We start from the raw sequence: 22,540 nt of genomic DNA on the forward strand, positions 1-22,540 counted from the left end.
GTCTGCCTGAAGTTGGGCCTGAGTCCCGAGGTAGAGACGTTCCTGTGGGCCACGAGTATCGAGCCGGTTGCGCAGGTACGGGCGCAGATTTGCGTGATCGTGCTCCGGCTGCCACGAACCTCGGTCCACCTCTCGGGTGATCGTGGAACGGTGAACCCCTAAACGGCGAGCAATCGCCGACCGACTGACACCACCTTCCCAGAGGCGTTGGAGCTCGAAGCGGTCATCGATCATCAAATGTCGGTATTGTGCGGTCAAGGAAGTGCAACCCTTCTCGGAGTGATCTCAATAACCACAACTTAGAAGGTGTTGCACTTCCGCTTAGAACCCGGGTTGTGCTCGACATGCGGGGCAACCGGACAGCGGCACAAATCCGCAGCATCTTGGCGCCCGGCGCACGCTATGTGGCCGCCAGTGGGCCGAAGACGAACCGCGTTCTCGGGCCCGTGCCGCACATCCTCAGAATGAAGTTCGCTATGAAGCGTGCCGGTGTGGGTTTCTCCCAGTTCACCGCCGCAGCCAACCACGACGACCTCAGCTACTTGGCGGGGCTGTTGGCGTCAGGGCAACTCGTTCCTGCGGTGGAGCGAGTCGTCGGTCTCGATGGGGTCGCCGAGGCGATCGACCAAATCGCTTCGGATCATGGACCGGGCAAGATCGTGGTCGTCCCGAGCAAGATTCCCTCGCAACCAGAGGGCGAAAGTTCACCCGCCGAGCGTCATATTCAGTAACTCAGCGCCAACGCGGGACTGTTCGTTTTAGCCTCGTGGAGTGAACGATCCCCGCAACCAACCCCAGTACCAAGTGCGTTTCGGCTTCGGCCGCCAACGTGCGCTCGAACTGAGCCCCGGTGCTGACGTCGTTGTGTGGGCGGATGCTCTGGCCAACGGTTCAACGCCCGTGCCCGAGTTGCCCGGAGCGTTCTCGATTCTCGCTGCCGGAACCGGGGCAGCCACAGCCGTCGCCGAGTGGGTCATCGCGCAACAAGAACTCAAGGGTGACAGGTTCACCGTTGCCGTAATCGCGGCGGGCGACCCGGACGGCGGGTTCACCGTCGACGATCTCCTCGCTGCCGGCGCGATCATTGATGCGCTTGCGGATGCCGGGGTCGACTACATTTCTCCAGAGTCGGCATCCGCTGTCGCCGCTTTCGCTAGCCTGAAGCCTGCCCACGACCACCTCTTGTCGGCCTGCGTAGCTGGACAACAGCACGTCAACAGCGCTGGCCGAGAAGCCCTAGATGCTGCCATCGCCAGCAACGCTGCAGCCAGTTTTGAGATCGTTCGGGAATGACGCTTGCTTCTCGAACGTTGGAGTGAGCAATCACCGACTCAATGGAGGACAGTATGAAGGCAGTAATCGGCGACACTGTGATCGCAGAAGCACCCCAAGAAGATCTCATCAAGATCGAGGGCAACTGGTACTTCCCACCGGCCAGCGTCAACCACGAGCTGCTTGAAAAGAGCCCCACCCCGTACCACTGCCCGTGGAAGGGTGACTGCCAGTACTTCGTCGTTAGTGCTGATGGCCAGAAGTTTCAGGACCGCGCCTTCAGCTACCCCAACATTCTTCCCGGCGCTGCCGAGCGCGTCGGTAAGGACTTCTCCAACTACGTAACCTTCTGGAAAGAGGTTCAGTTCGTCGAATAATCGACAACTGAGTGTGCACCGCTAGCGTCGAGTGACGCCGGGCGGGCACCTATCTTGTGCGCAGCTAGCGTGCCGCATTTCGGGCACGGTGGCTGCGCACTTTTGCGCGGTTACCGCAGCGCTGCATTGAGCACCAGCGGCGGTTGTTTGAGCGCGATTCGTCGTAGAAGACGAGTGCGCAATCATCGGCGGCGCACTCCCGAATTCGCTCGTGCTGTTCAGCCCCGAAGAGGAACACGGCCTCGCGGGCCATCGATGAGAGTGCTTGGCTGGTGCGAACGGTGGTGCGGCCGGCTTTCATGCCGCCACCCGCCAGTCGTGGCGGAACATCCGGTGTCGCCGCAAAGAGATTAATCACGTCGACCTGTTTCAGGTCGGGAGTCTCGTTCACGCTCAGAGCGGACGCAATTGTTGCGATCGCTTCTCGCAGGCCCCGAGCGTCGGTCAGGTCGCGCTCGCTGACGGTGCCATCGGATGCCTCGAATCGTCCTTCGAGCCACTGGGCAAAGTCGCTGGGGGAGTGCAATTTCTCCCAGGCCGGGTTGTCGCCCATGGCGCCGGTGTAGGCGAAATCGAGGGCGCGCGCACCAGAGTCAAACCACCACTGTCGTGAGGTGCTTGAGGTGAACCATTGGCCGTTGGGGCCAGAATTGCCGCTAATAGCGGGAGTATCGGGATTTTGCACCTAACCATTATCGCCGGTTACGCGTTGGCGCCTCGACCGCTAGGAGCCGCCGCGGCAACGACGCCGCCGCAACCATCTCTATTAGACGCGTGGACGCGAGACTGTGCGGTGCACCCATTCGATGCGGTGGGCGGTGGCGAACTTTCGTGAACACAGCCCGCACGCGAGAACGCGGGTCGGTTTGCGGTACCGGTAGTGCAGGTGTCCTGCTGGGCACGTGCCCACCCAGGGAGCGAACTCATCGGCGATTGCACCACCGTGCAGCCTTTTGCCTTCGTAGCCGAGCTCTTGCGCAACGGCTTTCCAGCGAGCTCCGTGGCCCGCACCAGATCCTGCCATCGCATGAGCGACCTCATGGAGCAATACCTGGTAGATCTCGTCATCCTCATAGCGGCGAGCTAAATATTTTGACACCGAAATGCGTTTGTGGGTGTAGTTACAGAGCCCGGCCCGCGTTTTGGCGTTGTCGAAAGTGAACTGCCAGTCGTCAGTCAGATGGAGTCGGATGAGCGCGTCAGCCCACACGCGCACTCGGGGAAGATCAGCCACCTATTGAGGCTAATCGATTGTGGGCTAGCGCTTCCGCGCGGCCTTGTTGGTGGGTGTCGCTGTGGACTTTTGTGCGGGCTTGCGTGTGGGATTCACGGCGGGTTCGGCTGCGACCACGACAGGTGCAGCCTCAACGAATGCAGCGAGTTCGGCTTCATGCTCGGCTTCGACGCGTTCCTGCTTCCGCTTACGAACGCTCGAGACGACGCCGCTCATGATCATGAAGCCGGCGTAGACGAAGAGGCTAATGGCAATTACGGGAACGAGCCACGATTGGCCATTTCCATTCACGTAGTTGCTGACATTTCCGATCCACGGAACGCTGTACCAGAGCTTGCCGACTACCTGCACGGGCAACACCTGAAGTTCATCGGCGACGTCATTGTTGTCGCCCTTCAGTGTGAAGGTGCGGTCGCCATCGCTCGAGTTGGTGATTCCCGTGACGCGGTGGGTGATCACGCCGGGTTTACCTGACTCGATTTGGTAGGTGATGACGTCGCCCATGGCGATCGCGTTGGTCTCAATCGGTTTCACCACGATGAGGGTTCCCGGCGGCAGCCCGGGTTCCATCGAACTCGTGAGCACTGTAAGCGGCATTGCGCCGGCGACTGTAGGGATAACGATCACGAGGGCACCAACCAGCAGTACTAGCCCGAAAAGACCCGCGCTTATGCCCATTCCCAGGTAATGGAGAGCCCCGTTCGGCTTATCGTCGGCGGTTCGCTGAGTTTTGCTTGGCTTAGCAGGCGCGCTGACCTCAACCATCTGCAGCCTCCTTTCGTGAACGTCGACCGGCTAGCCATGAGATACCGGCACCAATGCTTGCTGCCAGAAAGAGAATGAGTACAAGGTACTCCTGGTAGAGCCGCCAGGTGTTGGGGTCAAGGCTGAATGCTGAAGGCAACGCGGGGAGAAGTCCAGCGCTCGTCTCTTCTCCCGGGATTGTCGATGCGGAAGGGCTCGAATCCGGGTTCTGAACCGGAACGAATTCTTCGCCAAACGAGGAGTCGCTGGAGCCCGTAGAGCCACTGGCACCAGTTGAGTCCGTCACCACTGGTGACCCCGGAGAACCGGGACCCGGTGGAGTTGCCGGTACTGTCGTGCCCGCGTTGCCGCAGTTCGTGGGGGGCAGCGTGCCGGGGGTCGAATCGGAGAGGGAAAATCGCAGCGCAAGGGATGCGGTAGAGCCCTGCCCATCACTGCCGTTCAAATTCCCCAGCGCGAGCGTGGCAACGACGGGCACCACTTCGCCTGGAGCGACCACGGTTCCTTCGTGAGTCACTTGACACGGATTTGCGGAGCTGATTGCTCGAGCGTTGCCTGTGCTGCTCGGGGTGCTGGTAGTCACCGTCAGCGCATCGCCGTAGTGCTGGTCTGAATATTGCACGTCGCGCAGCGAGATACGAAGGTAACCCGAAACCGTTCCTGTGTTGCGGACGTAGATCGTTTCAGACTGGCTGTCACCCGGGCTCATTCGCGCGATGTTGTCAAAAACCACTCCGGGATAGCTGCGCGCAAAGGTCACGCCATCGTCGCTAACCTCAAGCACTCCCACGTTGCCTGCGGCGTTTGCGGGTGTGGCGCCGAGCATCAAGCCGAATGCCACCACTAGTGCTATTCCGGGTGCGAGGTTCGCTAGTTTACGCATGATAGGCCGCTGTTTCCGCTGCGCGGTTGAATCGGAATCACGGCCGAATCCACAGATTCAGTGCCCGTCAAGGTCACCGCTCGTACCGTCAGATTGCCCGTATTTCCACCGCTTGCAGAGTTTGACTGATCTGTCAGGATCGCGTTGGTCCCGGTGTTGGCCCTATTGGACACAAGAGTGCTGGCGCTCGTCGTGTTGCCTAGGTAGACACCCTCGAGATAGACGTTGTAGCCGCCATTGAGCACAGGGAATCCGCTAGGAGTGCTCCACGAAATGGTGATCATGCTCTTGTCGTGGTTGTCAACACACAGAATGTTGAGTGGCTGGTTCGGCGCGATGGGCTTGAAGATCAACTGCGTGAAAGTGCGGCTAGCGGAAGGCAATAAGTCATCCGCGACCCAGTTGGCGCTAGCGCTAGTTCGTACGGTAAAGCTGGAAGAGATCGACTGACCAGCCAGGGTCGTCATGTTGCCGGTGAATGTGGTTGACACACAGAGAACGGCGGAGTTGGATGCCGCGATCGTCAAGTTGAGGGTGCTCAGCGATACAGTTCCGCTACCGAGGGTTGTCGTGATGGTGGGAGTGGTGGCCGCGCAAGCGCTGCTCGTGCCGGCCCAAAACCTGGCAGTGATCTCTGAACCGGCGAGGGTTCCAATGCTTGTAATGGCGATGCTGCTTACAGACGCCTCGACGCTGCCGGTGTTGCGAACCGTGACGGGCTTCGTCACACTCTGGTTCGTTGATGTGTAGGTGAACGGGCCGAGCGCAGCGATCGTAGCGAGTCCACCGCTCGTTGCGGTGCTCACTGCCACGGCGCCCGCAGTTGCGGTAGCTGACTTGGATGACGAAGCAGTCCACGCCGCGAAACCGATGCTGGATGTCAGCGAAAGAAAGATAACGATACCGGCGGTGATTGACATCCGAGTTGAACGCTTCATGCCCTGGCGTTCCCCGGCGTCAGCACGCTCGGCGCGGCGGCTCACGGCTGCACCCCTGCGATTGTTGCGACGATTGAGGCACTCGCGGACTGAGCGCTTGCTGGTGCGTTCGCGGGCAGAGTGACCACGAGGCAGGCGCTAGTAGATGCGCCAGCAGCGAGCGTGTCGCTCAAGGTTCCCGCGGGAACGCCCGATGCCGGGCAGGTGCCATTGGCGACCGAGATGGTGAACGGGTTCGCGAGAGCTGACGGTGTCATGGTTGCTGCGATTGTCGCAGAAAGAACCAGAGGCACGTCACCAGTGTTGGTAATAGAGAAGGTGCCGGTGACTGACTTGCCAGGCGTGAGAGCTGACCAGTTGAGAGATTGCGATCCGACAGCAAGCGAGGAGGTGCCGGCGCTGAGTATCGACGCGGGCGCTGCCATGGCCGACGAGTTCAGGTAGGCATAAGTTCCACCCGTGCCGATGAGGCCGACGGTGATGGCGATGGTGAAGACTGCGGCGATCCTTAGGGTGCCAAGCAGTCCGCCACTGAACGAGGCTGGCGATAGTGCCGAGCGGCGCTGGAGGAGTCCCTTAACGCTGTAAAGACGGTGCGAGCCGCGAACGGTTGAAGAGTTCATGGTGCACCGCCTTTCAGGGTGAGAAGAGTGTTGTGAAGTCAAACAGGTTGATTGCCGGGTGTGCGTCCCCCCAGAGCGCACACCCAGCCGGGTAAAGCTAGTTCTGTGTGAGCGTGATTGCGAAGTTGCTGAGCGAAACTGCGCCGAGCATCGACGAGTTCTCGGTGCCAGCCGTGGTGCTCTTCGGGTACGTGATGGTGACAGTCACGACAACCTCTTGCGTGCCTGATTTCGGGCTAATGGTCGTTGTGGTTTTGTTGTCGACTGTGAAGACGGCCGACTTGGTGAGCGCCGCGGCAAGCGCCGTATCTGCTGCCTTAGATGAGCTGACCGGTGCGATAGCGAGTGTGCCAAGTGCGATGACTGCACTGAGGTTGTCACCGGTTGCGGTCACGTCGAAGGTCTTCGTGTAGGTGACGGTGTCGCCCGGAACGATCTTGAAACTAGCAGGCGAAGAAACTATTGAGCCGCTGCCGAGCTTCCAGCCGTCGTAATTACCGGTTGCTGCAACCACGTCGAGCGTTCCTGCGGTGATGCTGCCAGGTGCGGCTACGACCACGCTGGAGTTCCAGGTAGCGAGGGTTCCTGCGCCACCGAGGAGCAATGCGATTCCTGCTGCGCCTGCGATGGAGCCTTTAACGAGCTTGTTCATGATTTCCTTTCGCGGCGCAGCAGTTACTGACCGGGATGATTGTGGTTCGGGTTATCGGGATTCAAGAAGCTGTGTGCTGGTTTCGGGTTCCTGCAACTCGGTGGTGCGTGCGCGAGCTTTCGGGGCTCGCGTTCAACTTCTAATATCGAATCTATCTGTCCTCACTATGGAGGACAGTCCCCAGTAGTGGGGGGCAAGATGAGTCCGCACCATGGGGGACTAGATGTATCGGTTCGGGGGACGAACTACCCCGGTTTTCCGCGGAATTCGCGGTAAACAGGCAAAAAGGGGGACGGATTTGTACCCCGTTTGCTTCAACGAAACCGGGGTACAGGCGTCCCCCGTGTACGGAACGGTCTATCCACGCCCCTGTTTTACCTGGAAAATACTTTTCGCTGGAGGGGGTGATTTGACCGCAGTGTGGTCCGTAACGACCGGAGAGCTGCCAATAAAGTCGAGCAGTTCGACGCCCGCAATCACCTTTGAGGGGTGCGGGCCGCCGGCGAGGAGGCGCGGCATCCACTGAAGGGGCAGCGGCGCGGGTGAGCCCACAAACACGATGTTGCCGAATCGTCGACCTTTAAGGATCTGCGTTTCAGCAAGCGCAGCCACATGCCCAACCGTGTGTTTGAGGGTTGCTGCTTGGCTTCGAGCAAATGCGAGCCCTGGGCCGTCGGCGACGTTCACCACGATTACGCCCTCGGGCGCGAGCAGTGTCATGGCATCTGTATAGAACTCGAGACTCGTCACATGGGCTGGCGTGCGAGCCCCACTAAAGATGTCGACGACGAGGAGGTCGACGGCGCCGCGCAAGCCGGGCGGAAACTTTGCGAGCACGTCACGCGCGTCACCGTGACGCACACGAATGGATGCCTGCTTCGACCAGGGAAGCTCCTTGCGAACAAAATCGACGAGATCCGATTCCAGCTCGACGACCTGTTGGCGCGAGCCTGGGCGCGTGGCCTCAACGTAGCGGGGAAGGGTGAGTGCGCCACCGCCGAGGTGAACGGCGGTGATGGGCGCACCCGATTCGGTGAGTTGGTCGATCACGTGCCCCATTCGCTGCACGTACTCAAAGAACAACTCGCTGGGGTCATCCATGTTCACATGGGATTGCGGGGTGCCATCGACGGTGAGCGTGTAAGCGCCATCCATCCACTTATCGGGGGCGATCTCGGCTAGGTGGCCGCTGAGTTTTAATGTGATTGTTGGATGCTCGGCCATGTCATTGACTTTGCCACAATCCGGTGCACGCTGGAGTCGCGCGTCGGTGCGGCACGCCCGTGAATGCGTGTGCTGAGGGGATACGGTGAAGCATGGTCGATGTGAATCGTGAGCTTCCCCCTCACCTTCGAGCGCAATTGAATGCGCAGTCTTATGTTGGTCCCGCCACCTTCGGTATGCGACCGATGTTGAGCGAGCCAGAGCAGCTTGATTCGTGGATGCCCGATGTTGCCGTCGTGGGTGCGCCGTGGGACGACAGCACCACTAACCGTCCTGGTGCGCGCTTCGGGCCTCGGGCCCTTCGCGCCAGCGCCTATGACCCCGGCACCTATCACCTCGATCTTGGTGTCGAGATCTTCGACCACCTCGATGTCATCGACTACGGGGATGCCGTAACGAGCCACGGAATGTGGGAACTATCGAAGGCAGCCATTTACGAGCGCGTCTCTCAGGTCGCCAGCCGCGGAATCATTCCGTTCATCATTGGCGGAGACCACTCGATAACCTGGCCGGCAGCTACTGCGGTGGCCGAGCACCACGGTTTCGGCAATGTGGTGATGATCCACTTTGATGCCCACGCCGATACGGCAAACATTCTCGAGGGCAACCTCGCCAGCCACGGCACCCCGATGCGTCGGCTCATAGAGTCGGGCGCGATTCCGGGCCCCAACTTTTTGCAAGTCGGCTTGCGCGGTTACTGGCCAGGAGAAGAAGACCAGAAGTGGATGCGCGATAACGGTCTCAAGCACTTCATGATGCAAGAGTTTTGGGAACGTGGGGTGAAGGCCGTGATTCCCGACATAATCGCAGCAGCGAAGGCTCGAGCATCCAAGGTCTACATCTCAATAGACATCGATGTGCTTGATCCTGGGTTCGCCCCCGCAACGGGAACGCCCGAGCCTGGTGGTTTCGCGCCCATTGATTTGCTGCGCATGGTGCGTCAAATTGTGCTCGAAACGGATGTCGTTGGTTTCGACATCATGGAGGTCGCGCCGGCCTATGACCACGCCGATATCACGGTGAATAATGCCCACCGTTTGATCTGGGAGGCGTTCGGAGCGCTGGCGTCAAAGAACCGCGCTGCAGGACTCACAGCAAACCCCTAGTCGAAATTGTGAATTTGGTCAAGAATCAGGTGGACACGGGGCGGCATTCCGGCTTATAGTAGATCCTTGCGCTCCCAGACAAATTAAGCAGTCATATTGCGGACAGCTGGGTGCCCCGAGTATAGCGGCGGGGTGTTTCTGGTGAGCATTTCATTACCGACCGTCAATTATCTTGACAGACGAACCCGACGGGGTTCACGGAGGTTGTTCCTTGGCTGCTGCGCGCGATGCGTCCACCAATAAGTCCCTGAAAAACGGCCGCTCAGCTTCGCGGCTTTCTTTCGCAAAAATCACTGACACGCTAACGGTTCCCGATCTGCTCGCATTGCAGACCGAGAGCTTTGACTGGCTCGTCGGAAACGACATCTGGAAGCAGCGTGTAACTGACGGTGTAGCCGCTGGTCGCACTGATCTGCCGACACGCAGTGGTCTCGACGAAATCTTTGAAGAGATTTCGCCGATCGAAGACCTCGGCGAGACGATGCAGTTGTCGTTCACGGAGCCGGAGCTCGAAGAGCCCAAGTACTCCATCGACGAGTGCAAGGAGCGCGGCAAGACTTTTGCTGCTCCTCTCTACGTCAACGCCGAATTCATGAACCACCTCACCGGTGAGATCAAGACTCAGACCGTGTTCATGGGTGACTTCCCGCTCATGACCGAGCGCGGTACCTTCATCATCAACGGAACCGAGCGCGTAGTTGTTTCGCAGCTCGTGCGTTCACCCGGTGTGTACTTCGACCGCCAGCCTGAGAAGCTCTCCGACAAGGACATCTACTCGGCTCGCATCATCCCCAGCCGTGGTGCTTGGCTTGAATTCGAGATCGACAAGCGCGACCAGGTCGGCGTTCGCATCGACCGCAAGCGCAAGCAGTCGGTCACGGTCTTCCTGAAGGCCCTCGGCCTCTCGAGCGAAGAAATCCTTGAAGAATTCAAGGGCTTCCCGTCGATCGAAGCCACCTTGGAGAAAGACAACATCCTCACCAAGGAAGAAGCGCTCAAGGACATCTACCGCAAGCTTCGCCCAGGCGAGCAGGTTGCTGCCGAAGCCGCACGCGCGCTTCTTGACAACTTCTACTTCAACTCCAAGCGCTACGACCTCGCGAAGGTTGGTCGCTACAAGATCAACCGCAAGCTCGGTCTCGACACTGACATTAAAGAGTCGGTGCTCACCGTTGAAGACATCATCGCGACCATCAAGTACATGGTTTCGCTTCACGACAACTCGGCTCCCAACGTTTCGGTAAGCGACAGCGGTGTAGCCAGTGTCAAGGGAGTCCGCGACGGCAAGAAGGTAAATGTTCGTCTCGACATTGACGACATTGACCACTTCGGCAACCGTCGCATCCGTGCCGTGGGTGAGCTCATCCAGAACCAGGTTCGTACCGGCCTCAGCCGTATGGAACGTGTTGTTCGCGAGCGCATGACCACGCAGGACATCGAAGCGATCACTCCGCAGACCCTGATCAACGTGCGCCCCGTCGTTGCCGCGATCAAGGAGTTCTTCGGTACTTCGCAGCTCTCGCAGTTCATGGACCAGAACAACCCGCTCGCGGGACTGACCCACAAGCGTCGCCTTTCGGCGCTGGGCCCAGGTGGTTTGAGCCGTGAGCGTGCTGGTGTTGAAGTTCGAGACGTTCACCCCTCTCACTACGGCCGTATGTGCCCGATTGAGACTCCTGAAGGCCCCAACATTGGTCTGATTGGTTCGCTCGCATCGTTCGCCCGCATCAACGCATTCGGTTTCATTGAGACCCCGTACCGTCGCCTCATTAACGGCACGGTCTCAACCACGATCGACTACCTGACCGCGAGCGAAGAAGATGAGTTCGTTGTCGCCCAGGCAAACGCACCGCTCACCAAGGACATGAAGTTCGCTGAGCCTCGCGTTCTTGCTCGTAAGAAGAGCGGCGAGGTTGACCTCGTTCCCGTTGAAGACATCGCTTATATGGATGTTTCGCCGCGCCAGATGGTGTCGGTAGCTACCTCGCTCATTCCGTTCCTCGAGCACGACGATGCAAACCGCGCCCTCATGGGTGCCAACATGCAGCGTCAGGCTGTCCCGCTGCTGCGCAGCGAGAGCCCGCTCGTCGGAACCGGTATGGAAGGCTTCGCCGCAATTGACGCTGGAGACGTAGTCACCACGCTCAAGGCTGGTGTTGTTTCCGAGGTCTCGGCAGACGTCGTTGTAGTTCAGCTCGATGAGGGCGGAACGCAGGAATACTTCCTGCGCAAGTTCGACCGCTCCAACCAGGGCACGAGCTACAATCACCGCGTAATCGTCAGCGCCGGAGAACGCGTCGAAGAGGGTCAGGTTATTGCTGATGGCCCCGCGACCGAGAACGGCGAGCTCGCACTCGGAAAGAACCTCCTCGTGGCATTCATGCCGTGGGAGGGTCACAACTTCGAGGACGCGATCATCCTGAGCCAGAATCTGGTGAAGGACGACGTACTGTCGTCGATCCACATCGAAGAATATGAAGTGGATGCTCGCGACACCAAGCTCGGCAAAGAAGAGATCACTCGCGACCTGCCGAACGTCAGCCCAGAAATCTTGGCTGACCTCGACGAGCGTGGAATCATTCGCATCGGTGCCGAGGTTCGCCCCGGCGACATCCTCGTTGGCAAGGTAACGCCGAAGGGCGAGACCGAGCTTTCAGCCGAAGAGCGACTGCTCCGTGCCATTTTCAACGAGAAAAGCCGCGAAGTTCGCGACACCTCGCTGAAGGTTCCCCACGGTGAAGCCGGCACGATCATCGCTGTCAAGGAGTTCTCCGCAGACAACGATGACGAGCTCGGCTCTGGCGTCAACCAGCGTGTTGTTGTGTACATCGCCCAGAAGCGCAAGATCACCGAAGGTGACAAGCTCGCTGGTCGTCACGGCAACAAGGGTGTTATCTCGAAGATTCTGCCTGTCGAAGACATGCCGTTCCTCTCAGATGGAACCCCGGTTGACATCATCCTGAACCCGCTAGGTATCCCCGGTCGAATGAACTTCGGTCAGGTACTCGAAACTCACCTCGGTTGGGTTGCGAAGCAGGGTTGGGAAGTTGAAGGAAAGCCGGAGTGGGCACGCGCCCTCCCCGAGGAAGCCTTCAGCGCTGCGCCAGGAACCAAGGTTGCTACCCCTGTATTCGACGGTGCTTACGAAGAGGAAATCGCGGGTCTTCTTGACTCCACGACTCCTACTCGTGACGGCGTTCGCCTCATCGACTCCTCGGGTAAGACCCCGCTGTTCGATGGTCGCTCGGGTGAGCCGTTCCCGGCTCCCGTTTCGGTCGGCTACATGTACATCCTCAAGCTGCACCACCTCGTTGACGACAAGATCCACGCTCGTTCAACCGGACCGTACTCCATGATTACTCAGCAGCCACTCGGTGGTAAGGCTCAGTTCGGTGGGCAGCGCTTCGGTGAGATGGAAGTTTGGGCGCTCGAGGCATACGGTGCCGCATACGCACTGCAGGAGCTTCTGACGATCAAGTCGGATGACATCCTCGGTCGCGTCAAGGTATACGAAGCCATCGTTAAGGGCGAGAACATCCAGGAGCCCGGTATCCCCGAGAGCTTCAAGGTGCTTATCAAGGAAATGCAGTCGCTGTGCCTCAACGTCGAAGTTCTTTCGGCAGACGGTTCAACGGTCAACCTTCGCGACACGGACGATGAAGCGTTCCGTGCAGCAGAAGAGTTGGGCATCAACATTTCCGCGCGGTTCGAATCCTCGTCTGTCGACGAGATTTAACCGACCGATTACGACTGCAGAACTTTCGAAGAGAGAAGATAAATGCTCGACGTTCACGCGTTTGATGAAATCAAAATCGGTCTCGCTACCGCCGACGACATTCGTCGCTGGTCGCATGGTGAGGTTAAGAAGCCAGAGACCATTAACTACCGCACACTCAAGCCGGAGAAGGATGGTCTGTTCGGTGAACAGATTTTCGGTCCTTCCCGTGACTGGGAGTGCTCCTGTGGCAAGTACAAGCGTGTCCGCTTTAAGGGCATCGTTTGTGAGCGCTGTGGTGTTGAAGTAACCAAGTCGGCTGTGCGCCGTGAGCGCATGGGTCACATTGAGCTTGCTGCTCCGGTTACTCACATCTGGTACTTCAAGGGTGTTCCGAGTCGTCTCGGTTACCTGCTTGACATGGCGCCGAAGGACCTCGAAAAGGTCATCTACTTCGCCGCATACATGATCATTTCGGTTGACGAAGAGGGCCGTCACGCTGACATGCCTGCGCTTGAGAACGAGATCCGTCTCGAAATCAAGACGCTTGAGGGCCAGCGCGATTCCCGCATCGCCGACCGCTTGACCAAGTTCGAGGAAGACCTCGCCGCTCTGGAAGAAGAGGGCGCCAAGGCCGACCAGAAGCGTCGCATCAAGGATGCAGCTGAAAAAGAAATGAGCCAGCTGCGCAAGTCCATCGACGAGCAGATCTCACAGCTCGAGCGCGTCTGGGACGACTTCCGTAGCCTCAAGATCGGTGACCTCAAGCCTGAGGATTCCGTCTTCCAGGAGCTGCAGGACCGTTTCGGAAGCTACTTCGAAGCATTCATGGGTGCTGAAGCGATCAAGAAGCGCCTTCAGGCATTCGATCTCGCACTCGAGAGTGTTGAACTGCACGACCAGATCGCTAACGGCAAGGGTCAGAAGAAGATCCGCGCCATCAAGCGCCTGCGCGTAGTCAACTCCTTCCTGCAGACCGGTAACTCGCCGGCCGCGATGGTGCTCGACGTTGTTCCGGTTATTCCTCCGGAACTGCGCCCGATGGTTCAGTTGGATGGTGGCCGCTTTGCGACCTCCGACCTCAACGACCTCTACCGTCGTGTGATCAACCGCAACAACCGTCTGCGTCGCCTCCTTGACCTCGGTGCTCCCGAGATCATCGTCAACAACGAGAAGCGCATGCTTCAGGAAGCCGTTGACGCACTGTTCGACAACGGTCGTCGTGGTCGCCCCGTAACCGGTACCGGCAACCGTGCCCTCAAGTCCTTGAGCGACATGCTCAAGGGTAAGCAGGGTCGTTTCCGCCAGAACCTGCTCGGAAAGCGCGTTGACTACTCCGGTCGTTCAGTGATCATCGTTGGTCCGCAGCTCAAGCTGCACCAGTGTGGTCTGCCTAAGCAGATGGCTCTTGAACTCTTCAAGCCCTTTGTTATCAAGCGCCTGATCGACCTGAGCCACGCCCAGAACATCAAGAGCGCCAAGCGCATGGTTGAGCGTGCACGTCCGCAGGTATGGGATGTGCTCGAGGAAATCATTCGTGAGCGCCCCGTGCTGCTGAACCGTGCACCTACCCTGCACCGTTTGGGCATCCAAGCATTCGAACCTCAGCTCGTTGAGGGTAAGGCTATTCAGCTTCACCCCCTCGTTTGTGCTGCATTCAACGCTGACTTCGATGGTGACCAGATGGCTGTTCACCTTCCGTTGTCGGTCGAAGCACAGGCTGAAGCTCGCGTACTGATGCTCGCAAGCAACAACATCCTCAAGCCGTCTGACGGTCGCCCGGTGACTCTGCCTACCCAGGACATGATTATCGGTCTGCACCACTTGACGACGCTGAAGGAAGATGTCGCTGGCGAAGGCCGTGCGTTCACGTCGGTTGCGGAAGCGATCCTCGCGTTCGATCAGCACTCGCTCGACCTCAACGCCAAGGTGCGCCTGCGTCTTGACAACGTGTACCTCTCTGAAGAAGATGCCCCTGAGGGCTTCGTTCAGGGTCAGTCCAAGCTCATGGAGACGACCCTCGGTCGGGCCCTCTTCAACGAGGCTCTCCCTAAGGACTACCCCTACATTGAGTCGCTCGCTGACAAGGGCCAGATTTCGGCCATCGTCAACGACCTTGCTGAGCGGTACGTGAAGGTGGAGGTTGCTGCAGCCCTCGACGCGATCAAGGATGCTGGTTTCCACTGGGCTACCCGTTCAGGTGTTACCGTTGCGCTGTCTGACATCGTGACCCCGCCGAACAAGCCGGAGATCATCGGCCGCTACGAGAAGTTGGCTTCGAAGGTTCAGGGCCAGTTCGAGAAGGGACTCACGACCGACGCCGAGCGTCGTCAGGAGCTCATCGAGATCTGGAACAAGGCAACCGCAGAAGTTGCCACTGCCATGCAGTCGAACTTCCGCACAGACAACAACATCAACCGCATGGTGTCGTCTGGTGCTCGTGGTAACTGGATGCAGGTTCGTCAGATCGCCGGTATGCGTGGTCTGGTATCAAACCCGAAGGGTGAGATCATTCCTCGCCCGATCGTCCATTCCTACAAGGAGGGCCTGACCGTAGCCGAGTACTTCATCTCGACTCACGGTGCTCGTAAGGGCTTGGCTGACACCGCACTGCGTACCGCAGACTCTGGTTACCTGACGCGTCGACTCGTTGACGTTTCGCAGGATGTCATCATTCGTGAAGACAACTGTGGCACTGGCAAGGGCCTCGACATGCCGATCGCAGCACAGGATGCTGATGGCAAGTGGATTCTTGACGACAACGTCGAGAACTCGGTCTACGCACGCAGCCTCGCCGCAGACGCCACAGACGACAAGGGCGCTGTTGTCGCCTCGGCTGGTGCCGATGTCGGAGACGTTCTGCTCGAGAAGCTGGTTGCTGCTGGAGTTCACAGCATCAAGGTTCGTTCGGTACTCACGTGCGAGTCCGCTGTTGGTGTGTGTGCAGTCTGCTACGGCCGCTCGCTCGCGACTGGGCTACTCGTTGACATCGGTGAGGCTGTCGGAATTATCGCCGCACAGTCGATCGGTGAGCCCGGTACCCAGCTGACCATGCGTACCTTCCACACTGGTGGTGTTGCTTCGGCAGATGACATTACGCAGGGTCTTCCCCGCGTTACGGAACTCTTCGAAGCTCGTACCCCTAAGGGTGCAAGCCCCATTGCAGAAGCCGCTGGTCGCGTCACGATCGAAGACACCGACCGCAGTCGCAAGCTGATCCTCACGCCAGACAATGGCGACGAGCCCATCGCTTACCCGATCCTCCGTCGCGCAACCCTCCTCATCGAGGATGGCGAGCACGTCGAACTCGGCAAGCAGCTGCACGTCGGAAACGTTGACCCGAAGGAAGTTCTTCGAGTCCGCGGTGTCCGTGCCGTACAGCAGCACCTCGTCGATGGTGTGCAGGGCGTTTACCGTTCGCAGGGTGTACCGATTCACGATAAGCACATTGAGGTCATCGTTCGTCAGATGCTCCGCAAGGTGACTGTTGTTGACCACGGTGACACCGGTCTGCTTCCTGGTGAGCTCGTTGATCGTTCCAAGTACAACGACCTCAACCGGTCGGTACTGACCGAGGGCAAGGCAACGGCATCCGCGCGTCAGGAGATCTTGGGAATCACCAAGGCTTCGCTGGCAACCGAGTCGTGGCTGTCGGCTGCGTCGTTCCAGGAGACCACCCGCGTTCTTACGCAGGCGGCCATGGAAGGCAAGTCTGATCCGCTCATGGGACTCAAGGAGAACGTCATCATCGGTAAGCTCATCCCGGCTGGTACGGGATTGCCGCGCTACCGCGATGTGTCGGTCGAGGCAACGGAAGAGGCGAAAGCCGAACGTTACCCGAACCGCATCTTCGCCGATGATGCAAGCCTCAGTGAGAGCGACTTGAGCTTCGTCGACTTCGACAGCTTCAGCTCAAACGACTCAACACCGGGTACTTACAACTAAGTAGTCTCGGCGTCACCTTCGGGTGATACCACCGAAGGGCCCCTCGTCACTGCGACGAGGGGCCCTTCGTCGTTGGAGGCTAGGGTGCGGCATCCACCGGCTGCGCTGCACGGCCACTTGCTGCACTGGACAGCCACTGGCTTCGCTGTGCGTCCAGTGGCTATGCCGCCTGACCAGCGGATGCGAGACGACCGCGGCGATCTAGGTGACGGAAGCAGCAGTGGCAACGCTTGGCAGCGACGGCAGCTCGACCCGAGCGTACTCGTCGCCGTCTGCTACCAGCGTAGAGAGTAGTTGCCGGCCGGCGGGCAGCAGGCGAATCGTCACTGTGCCGTCATCGGCAGAGTCGAGCATCCGAACCGACGCACTAATCACTCGAGAAAGGGCCTCAGAGGGCAGCGCGAGTGGGTAGCGGTCGTCGAGTAAAAGTACGACGATGCCACGGCGCCGGGCGCGCTGAACCGCAGCAACGATCTCCGGAAGGTCAAGCTGGCGAGCGCGCAAACTGTCGCGAAGTCGTGCTTCTGCCACGAGAAGTTCGTGCCGGTCATTGTCGCTGAGTTCGGTGCCGTCAGCGATGCGTTGCAACTGGGGACCAACGGCGGCGTCGAGAGCGGCAAGGCGACGTGATCGCTCCGCAGTTCGCGCGAGTGCACCAGCTTCGGCAGCGACTCGAGCAGTATCTGCCTCGTGCACGTTCTCAAGCTTCTTGCTCGTGCGTTTCATTCCGAAGGAGAACAGCGAGCCAACCAACACAATGGGTGCCTGCCGAGCGACCAACAAAATCGCTTCAATCAAGCGATCGTCGGTCGTGAGGCCCCAAGCAATAGCAGCGAGCCCGATGGCGGCAAAGCCGACCCACGCGAACAGATCACGACCACGCAGACTGAGGTAGAACATGGCGAGCGCTCCAGCGCCGACATACCACTGGGAGAAGCCACCATGGATTGCGTTCCACGATGAGAGCAGCGTGGTGAACACACTTGCCGCGATGACAAAAACGGACACCCGAACGCTCACACGCTCACCCGTGTCGTTGGTGAGCGCGAACCAGATTGCTCCGAAAACTGCGACCGAAAGGTAGACAATCGTGGGGGAGTCCACATCGTCGAGAGAGAGCAGGGCAAGCGCCGACATCGTGATGAAGTAAATCCAGATCAGCAGGTGGGCGCCGCGACCTCGGAGCTCTGGGAGTTCTAGCCGCTGTGGCGTGCTCGAGTAGCGCTTCACCCCTGCCACCCGACGCTCACCCGTGTGCCTTCGCCTGGCTGCGACCAGACATTCGCTTGGGCGTTGGGAAGCGCATTGATCCGACCCAAGATGCTCACCACGATGCCGAGACGATTGTTGGGCACATTCGCGGCATCAAATCCGCGCCCATCATCGGTGATGGTGATATCGACACGTTCCGAACTCAGGCGAAGGCCGACGACTCGGTTTACTACCGCGGAGTCGAGCGATGCGTGGACGACACTGTTGCGCAGGGCCTCGACCGTAGCTTCGATAAGTGCGCTTGCAATCGAGGATGGGATGGGGTGCCGCCGCTCGCCGGTGACAACGAACTCAGCGGCGTCCGTGGCATCGTTGATCGAGGTGGCGAGACCCTGAATGAGGTAGTCAGAGTGGATGAGTTCAGGAACGCTTGCGGTGGCCTCGTGAAGTTCACTGAGGCGAGCGATGGTGCGCGCGGCCTGTGCACGTGTTGACTCCGAGTCGCTTCGTCCGGCTCCTGCCGCCGCAAAGATTGTCGCAATGACCTCGTCGTGAACAAGCGCATCAAGGTGAGCCTGTTCTTCGGCGCGTGCGGTTAACGCTGCGGCGCGCATCGATGATGTCCGTGCTGCGGCAGTCGCGACATCCACTTCTCGCCCAGCACCTATCGCGACAGTGGCAACAGCGGTAAACACCGCACACACCGTGATCGTGAAGAATGCGAACTGCACTGCGAGCGAAACATCGGCGCCGCCATCCGCAATGATGCGGATCGGGGCTATGACAAGAGAACTCGCAAGGAGAAAGGTCCAGGCAACTGCCGGGCGCCAGGCGATGGCGGCAGGAACCGTGCCCAGGGCGGTCATCCCTACAGTCCAGGGCGCCACATCGGTCGGCATGGGCCCGTTGATGAACGCGGGGATCCAACTCACTACTATCGCGCTGAACACTATCGCGTAGCCACCGTGCATGATTCGAAGCGCGCGGAGTGAACTCCACGGCGAAACTGCCGCCAGAATGACGGGGAGGCCAAAAATGGCTGCGGCCGCCACTGCCTGCCAGTGCGGAATAACAAAGCGATTCTGGTCAAAAAGTGAACCGATCGTGAGCGCCAGGAAGAGCATCGTGGTCGCTGCAAGTACCGCGCTCATTACGCGAACGACACCGAGTTCGGCGCTGGCGGTTGTTGGGGTACGTGGCGAGGAGCTGTTCACGAGTTGGGGGGAGGAAGGATGCCATCTTCGACAGCGCGCTTATAGAGGTCAACTTTGGTATGCGCTGGTCGGCCGACCATCGCGTACTTGTGGCGGATGCGGCGAACGTATTCCGCGACGGTGCTCGACGATAGTCCGGCGCGATGAGCCACCGCGATCGACTTGTCGCCTGAGGCGTAGTGCGCAAGCACTTCTTGTTCCTTGGGGCTCAGCCCGGCGGCGGCAAGTTCGGGATCGGAGTCAAGGGCTGCTGCCCAGTCAGTTGTCACGACAGGGTTGCCGAGCGCAGCCTGTCGAACCGCATCGACAATGACCCCACGGGATTCAGACTTGCGCATGATGCCCAGTACGCCGGCGCGGGAGGCTGCGCGGACCTCGCCAGCGTTGTCTGCAGCTGTGAAGACCAGCACGTTGATTCCCTGCTCGCGCAGCCAGGCGACATTGTTCTCTACTGTGCTGCCGTCAGAGAGGCGTACATCGAGAACCACCAAATCGAGGCGATCAGCGACTGAACTCAGTTCACGCACGCTCGATACGGATGCCTCGAGGCTGATATCAGGGCACTGCGAGAGCAGGGCGGCGAAGCCCAGCTGCACAGTTTCGTGGTCGTCAACATGCCCCACGCGATACGTGCGCTGAACATCACCTTGCGTTATCAATCGTGTCCCCGTTCGGGTCAGGGTGAACTAGGCCGCGACATATATTCGCATTCGCCTACGACAACCGTACCGGAACTTTCTGTCTGCCCCCCGAACGGGTGTCATTGATTATGACGACTGCCGCAAGTGTCGTCGTGGTGCGACGATCGATTGGTCACAACAATCAAGGGGGCGGAGGGCTTGTGAATCGTCACGCGGTTAACGATCTCATTGAGTGCTCTCTTCAGCGGTGGTACCGCACTGTCTCCGAGTGGCGCGGCCCTGTAGGCGGAACAGCGACCGGATGCGTGGCGTGCCGGGCATCGGAATTCGCGGTCTTCGATCGACAAGGGCAGTGGCCGCACGATCTTCTTCACTCACTTGTGGAGACTCTCGAACTCGTCTCGATGCAACTCGCGGTTGCTCTTCACGAAGACCGCCACTGCACAGGCGAAAGTGGGCGCGCTACTGCGCCGTGCGACACGTGCGCCGCCGAGGCCCGTTCAACCGTAAGTGCGCGCGCTCATCGTCACGGGCAAGACATCATTGACGTGATCAACGAGTGTGCGATTCCACGATTGGCCGCCTACGTCGAAAAGAACGCCAATTTGGCACTCAATGCCGCGACTCGCGGCGAATGGGCTTCCTGAAGCGGCTCAACGCCGGGAATCTGCAGCAAGGAACGCCAGTTCCACAGCAGCGCTAGTCAGGCTCTCGCTAGTAGACCGCGCGGGGCGTATACCCCCCGATAATGGGTATGGCGGTGAGGTGCCCCGGCGCGTTAGATTGACATCTCGGTGTTGAATGCCGCCTCATCCGACGAGGCACCAGCGCTGGGAGGAGCGACTTTAGGGGGAAGTTCTATGACTTCATTGACGGAGATTCTCATTCTGCGTGGGGTCATGCCCATTGAAAGCCTCGACTCTTTTACTGATGGCTGGGGCGAGGAAGAGAGTTCGGTTCGCGCCCTTGTTGAGAAGGGCGTCCTCAGCGAAGCCCAGGTAGCCTCGGCCCGTGCAGCCCAAGCAGGGTTGCCATTCATCGAACTCATCGAGCACCCTGTTGATCGAGTCGCTGTTTCACTGGTGCCTGTAGCACTCTGCCGCCGCCACGAAGTTTTGCCGATCGCCGTAGGCGAGGGATTCCTGACCCTGGCAATGGTTGATCCCGGAAACATCTTCGCCATTGATGATGTGCGTGCCGCAACGAAGATGCAGATTCATCTCGCTGTCGCAGAGCGCTCCGACCTGCTTAGCGCCATTGACCGCTTTCACCGCGCAGACGGTGAACTCAACGACCTCACCTCAGAGCTCGAAGAAGAAAACGTCGGAACTGACGTGGCGCTTGCCGGCGGGCAGGAGCCGCAACAGGATGATGCGCCGATCGTACGTTTCGTGAATCTGTTGATCAGCCAGGCCATCCAAGACCGTGCATCAGATATTCACATCGAACCAGCCGAACGCCAGCTCGATGTCCGCTACCGCATTGACGGTGTGCTCCACGAGATGCAGCAGGCACCGAAGTCAATCCAGAACGGTGTGATCTCTCGACTGAAGATCATGAGCGATATCGACATCGCGGAACGCCGCAAACCGCAGGATGGCCGCATGTCGGTCAGTCACGGCGGCCGAAAGATCGACCTTCGAGTAGCCACGTTGCCTACTGTATGGGGCGAAAAGGTCGTCATGCGTATTCTTGACAACGCACAATCCAGCATGGCTCTGAGCGACTTGGCGATGCTTGACCACAATTTGGACAGCTTCCGGTCGTCGTTTACGAAGCCTTACGGCATGATTTTGGTTACCGGACCGACTGGTTCCGGTAAGTCGACGACTCTATACACGACGCTGCATGCGGTGGCGAAGCCAGAGATCAACGTGATTACCGTCGAGGATCCGGTGGAATACCGGATGGCGGGCATCAACCAGGTGCAGGTCAACGCGAAAGCGGGCCTCACCTTCGCGAGCGCGCTGCGGTCCATACTTCGTTCCGACCCCGACGTGGTTCTCATCGGTGAGATCCGCGACCATGAGACGGCGCAGATCGCCATCGAGGCGGCCCTCACAGGTCACCTTGTACTCTCTACTCTTCACACCAACAATGCTCCGAGTGCTGTTACGCGTCTTACTGAAATGGATATCGAGCCTTTCTTGGTTGGGTCTGCCATCGACTGCGTCGTCGCGCAGCGTCTCGCTCGGCGGTTGTGTGACCGGTGCAAGCAGCCGTATCAGCACGATGCGACCGCGTTGACGAACCTGCGGGTCGGATACGATCCAAGCCAACCTCTGCCGACTCTGTTTCGCCCCGGCGGCTGCCAGACCTGTTCGGGAACCGGATACCGCGGTCGTATCGCCATTCACGAAGTCATGCAGATGTCTGAGGAGATCGAACGGATGGCGGTGGACCGTGCGTCCGCAGCCGATATTGCCCGAACCGCACGCTCGCAGGGGATGGTCCCACTGCGCGAGGACGGTTGGAAGAAAGTTCAGATGGGGCTCACCTCCGTAGAAGAAATTTTGCGGGTAGTTGCCTAATGTGGGCGAACAAGATCCTGGGGGGACCTGATGAGCAGAGAAGTACATGAGATTCCGATTTCCGATACGGCGAGTCCACTGCGCTCGCGCATTCGCAATCAGTCGACGGAGGGGTTTCCGCCACTGAACACACCGGTTCCAGCGTCCGCGTACGAGACCGCACCGCCGCCAGCGATGCCGGGCGCAGCTGCGCCGCAAACTTCAGGCG

20 protein-coding genes are annotated in these 22,540 nt (G+C 59.3%); 8 read left to right on the forward strand and 12 right to left on the reverse strand.

Annotated features, from left to right (window positions below):
* The coding region (locus ABD112_RS01400) for a helix-turn-helix domain-containing protein (protein ID WP_343922517.1) at positions 1–234 on the reverse strand (234 nt) is incomplete at its 3' end.
* A 110-nt stretch (positions 235–344) separates the two neighbouring features.
* Between ABD112_RS01400 and ABD112_RS01405 the strand changes: the two genes are divergently transcribed.
* Genes ABD112_RS01405 through ABD112_RS01415 form a run of 3 tightly spaced genes read left to right on the forward strand, consistent with a single transcriptional unit; the run spans position 345 to position 1,649 of the window.
* On the forward strand, positions 345–731 hold the full coding sequence (locus tag ABD112_RS01405; RefSeq protein WP_425563787.1) for a zinc-binding dehydrogenase: 387 nt from the start codon (positions 345–347) through the stop codon (positions 729–731).
* 40 nt (positions 732–771) lie between these two features.
* Entirely contained in the window at positions 772–1,293 is a 522-nt protein-coding gene (locus ABD112_RS01410) for a 2-phosphosulfolactate phosphatase (RefSeq protein ID WP_343922521.1), read from the forward strand.
* A 53-nt stretch (positions 1,294–1,346) separates the two neighbouring features.
* Positions 1,347–1,649, forward strand: coding sequence for a DUF427 domain-containing protein (locus ABD112_RS01415; RefSeq protein WP_343922522.1), 303 nt, complete (start codon positions 1,347–1,349; stop codon positions 1,647–1,649).
* Between the two features lie 64 nt (positions 1,650–1,713).
* Here ABD112_RS01415 and ABD112_RS01420 read toward each other — a convergent pair whose 3' ends face one another.
* From ABD112_RS01420 to ABD112_RS01455, 8 genes are all read right to left on the reverse strand, one after another.
* Positions 1,714–2,334 (reverse strand): CGNR zinc finger domain-containing protein, encoded by a 621-nt coding sequence (locus ABD112_RS01420; protein WP_343922524.1) that lies wholly within the window; start codon positions 2,332–2,334, stop codon positions 1,714–1,716.
* Between the two features lie 81 nt (positions 2,335–2,415).
* Entirely contained in the window at positions 2,416–2,883 is a 468-nt protein-coding gene (locus ABD112_RS01425) for a SprT-like domain-containing protein (RefSeq protein WP_343922526.1), read from the reverse strand.
* 24 nt (positions 2,884–2,907) lie between these two features.
* A complete protein-coding gene (locus tag ABD112_RS01430) occupies positions 2,908–3,648 on the reverse strand; it encodes a signal peptidase I (protein ID WP_343922528.1) in 741 nt (246 codons plus the stop codon).
* The gene (locus ABD112_RS01435; RefSeq protein ID WP_343922530.1) at positions 3,641–4,531 is read right to left on the reverse strand and encodes a hypothetical protein; all 891 of its coding nucleotides are present in this window, start codon (positions 4,529–4,531) and stop codon (positions 3,641–3,643) included. Before ABD112_RS01435 ends, ABD112_RS01430 begins: the two co-directional genes overlap by 8 nt.
* Positions 4,519–5,514, reverse strand: a complete 996-nt coding sequence (locus ABD112_RS01440; protein ID WP_343922532.1) for a hypothetical protein — start codon at positions 5,512–5,514, stop codon at positions 4,519–4,521. The genes ABD112_RS01435 and ABD112_RS01440 overlap by 13 nt, the downstream gene beginning before the upstream one ends.
* The gene (locus tag ABD112_RS01445; RefSeq protein WP_343922534.1) at positions 5,511–6,092 is read right to left on the reverse strand and encodes a TasA family protein; all 582 of its coding nucleotides are present in this window, start codon (positions 6,090–6,092) and stop codon (positions 5,511–5,513) included. Before ABD112_RS01445 ends, ABD112_RS01440 begins: the two co-directional genes overlap by 4 nt.
* A gap of 97 nt (positions 6,093–6,189) precedes the next feature.
* Positions 6,190–6,744, reverse strand: a complete 555-nt coding sequence (locus ABD112_RS01450) for an alternate-type signal peptide domain-containing protein (protein ID WP_343922536.1) — start codon at positions 6,742–6,744, stop codon at positions 6,190–6,192.
* A 357-nt stretch (positions 6,745–7,101) separates the two neighbouring features.
* Positions 7,102–7,968, reverse strand: coding sequence for a spermidine synthase (locus tag ABD112_RS01455; protein ID WP_343922538.1), 867 nt, complete (start codon positions 7,966–7,968; stop codon positions 7,102–7,104).
* A gap of 92 nt (positions 7,969–8,060) precedes the next feature.
* On the opposite strand from ABD112_RS01455, the gene speB reads away from it, so the two are divergent.
* From speB to ABD112_RS01470, 3 genes are all read left to right on the forward strand, one after another.
* Positions 8,061–9,074: an agmatinase gene (gene speB / locus ABD112_RS01460; RefSeq protein ID WP_343922540.1), complete on the forward strand. Its 1,014-nt coding sequence runs from the start codon at positions 8,061–8,063 to the stop codon at positions 9,072–9,074.
* 211 nt (positions 9,075–9,285) lie between these two features.
* On the forward strand, positions 9,286–12,810 hold the full coding sequence (gene rpoB / locus ABD112_RS01465; RefSeq protein WP_343922542.1) for a DNA-directed RNA polymerase subunit beta: 3,525 nt from the start codon (positions 9,286–9,288) through the stop codon (positions 12,808–12,810).
* A 42-nt stretch (positions 12,811–12,852) separates the two neighbouring features.
* Positions 12,853–16,734, forward strand: a complete 3,882-nt coding sequence (locus ABD112_RS01470) for a DNA-directed RNA polymerase subunit beta' (protein WP_343922544.1) — start codon at positions 12,853–12,855, stop codon at positions 16,732–16,734.
* 201 nt (positions 16,735–16,935) lie between these two features.
* On the opposite strand, the gene ABD112_RS01475 is transcribed toward ABD112_RS01470, so the two are convergent.
* From ABD112_RS01475 to ABD112_RS01485, 3 genes are read right to left on the reverse strand one after another with little or no spacing between them, the layout of a single operon-like run.
* Positions 16,936–17,964, reverse strand: a complete 1,029-nt coding sequence (locus ABD112_RS01475; RefSeq protein WP_343922546.1) for a hypothetical protein — start codon at positions 17,962–17,964, stop codon at positions 16,936–16,938.
* Positions 17,961–19,097: a sensor histidine kinase gene (locus ABD112_RS01480; protein ID WP_343922548.1), complete on the reverse strand. Its 1,137-nt coding sequence runs from the start codon at positions 19,095–19,097 to the stop codon at positions 17,961–17,963. The genes ABD112_RS01475 and ABD112_RS01480 overlap by 4 nt, the downstream gene beginning before the upstream one ends.
* A gap of 59 nt (positions 19,098–19,156) precedes the next feature.
* On the reverse strand, positions 19,157–19,819 hold the full coding sequence (locus tag ABD112_RS01485; RefSeq protein ID WP_343922550.1) for a LuxR C-terminal-related transcriptional regulator: 663 nt from the start codon (positions 19,817–19,819) through the stop codon (positions 19,157–19,159).
* A gap of 110 nt (positions 19,820–19,929) precedes the next feature.
* Here ABD112_RS01485 and ABD112_RS01490 point away from each other — a divergent pair, with 110 nt between their 5' ends.
* Positions 19,930–20,448 (forward strand): hypothetical protein, encoded by a 519-nt coding sequence (locus ABD112_RS01490; protein WP_343922552.1) that lies wholly within the window; start codon positions 19,930–19,932, stop codon positions 20,446–20,448.
* Between the two features lie 213 nt (positions 20,449–20,661).
* Positions 20,662–22,332: a GspE/PulE family protein gene (locus ABD112_RS01495; protein ID WP_343922554.1), complete on the forward strand. Its 1,671-nt coding sequence runs from the start codon at positions 20,662–20,664 to the stop codon at positions 22,330–22,332.
* The last annotated feature ends 208 nt before the right edge of the window (positions 22,333–22,540 follow it).

This window comes from Rhodoglobus aureus (assembly GCF_039527955.1).
Classification (GTDB): domain Bacteria; phylum Actinomycetota; class Actinomycetes; order Actinomycetales; family Microbacteriaceae; genus Rhodoglobus; species Rhodoglobus aureus.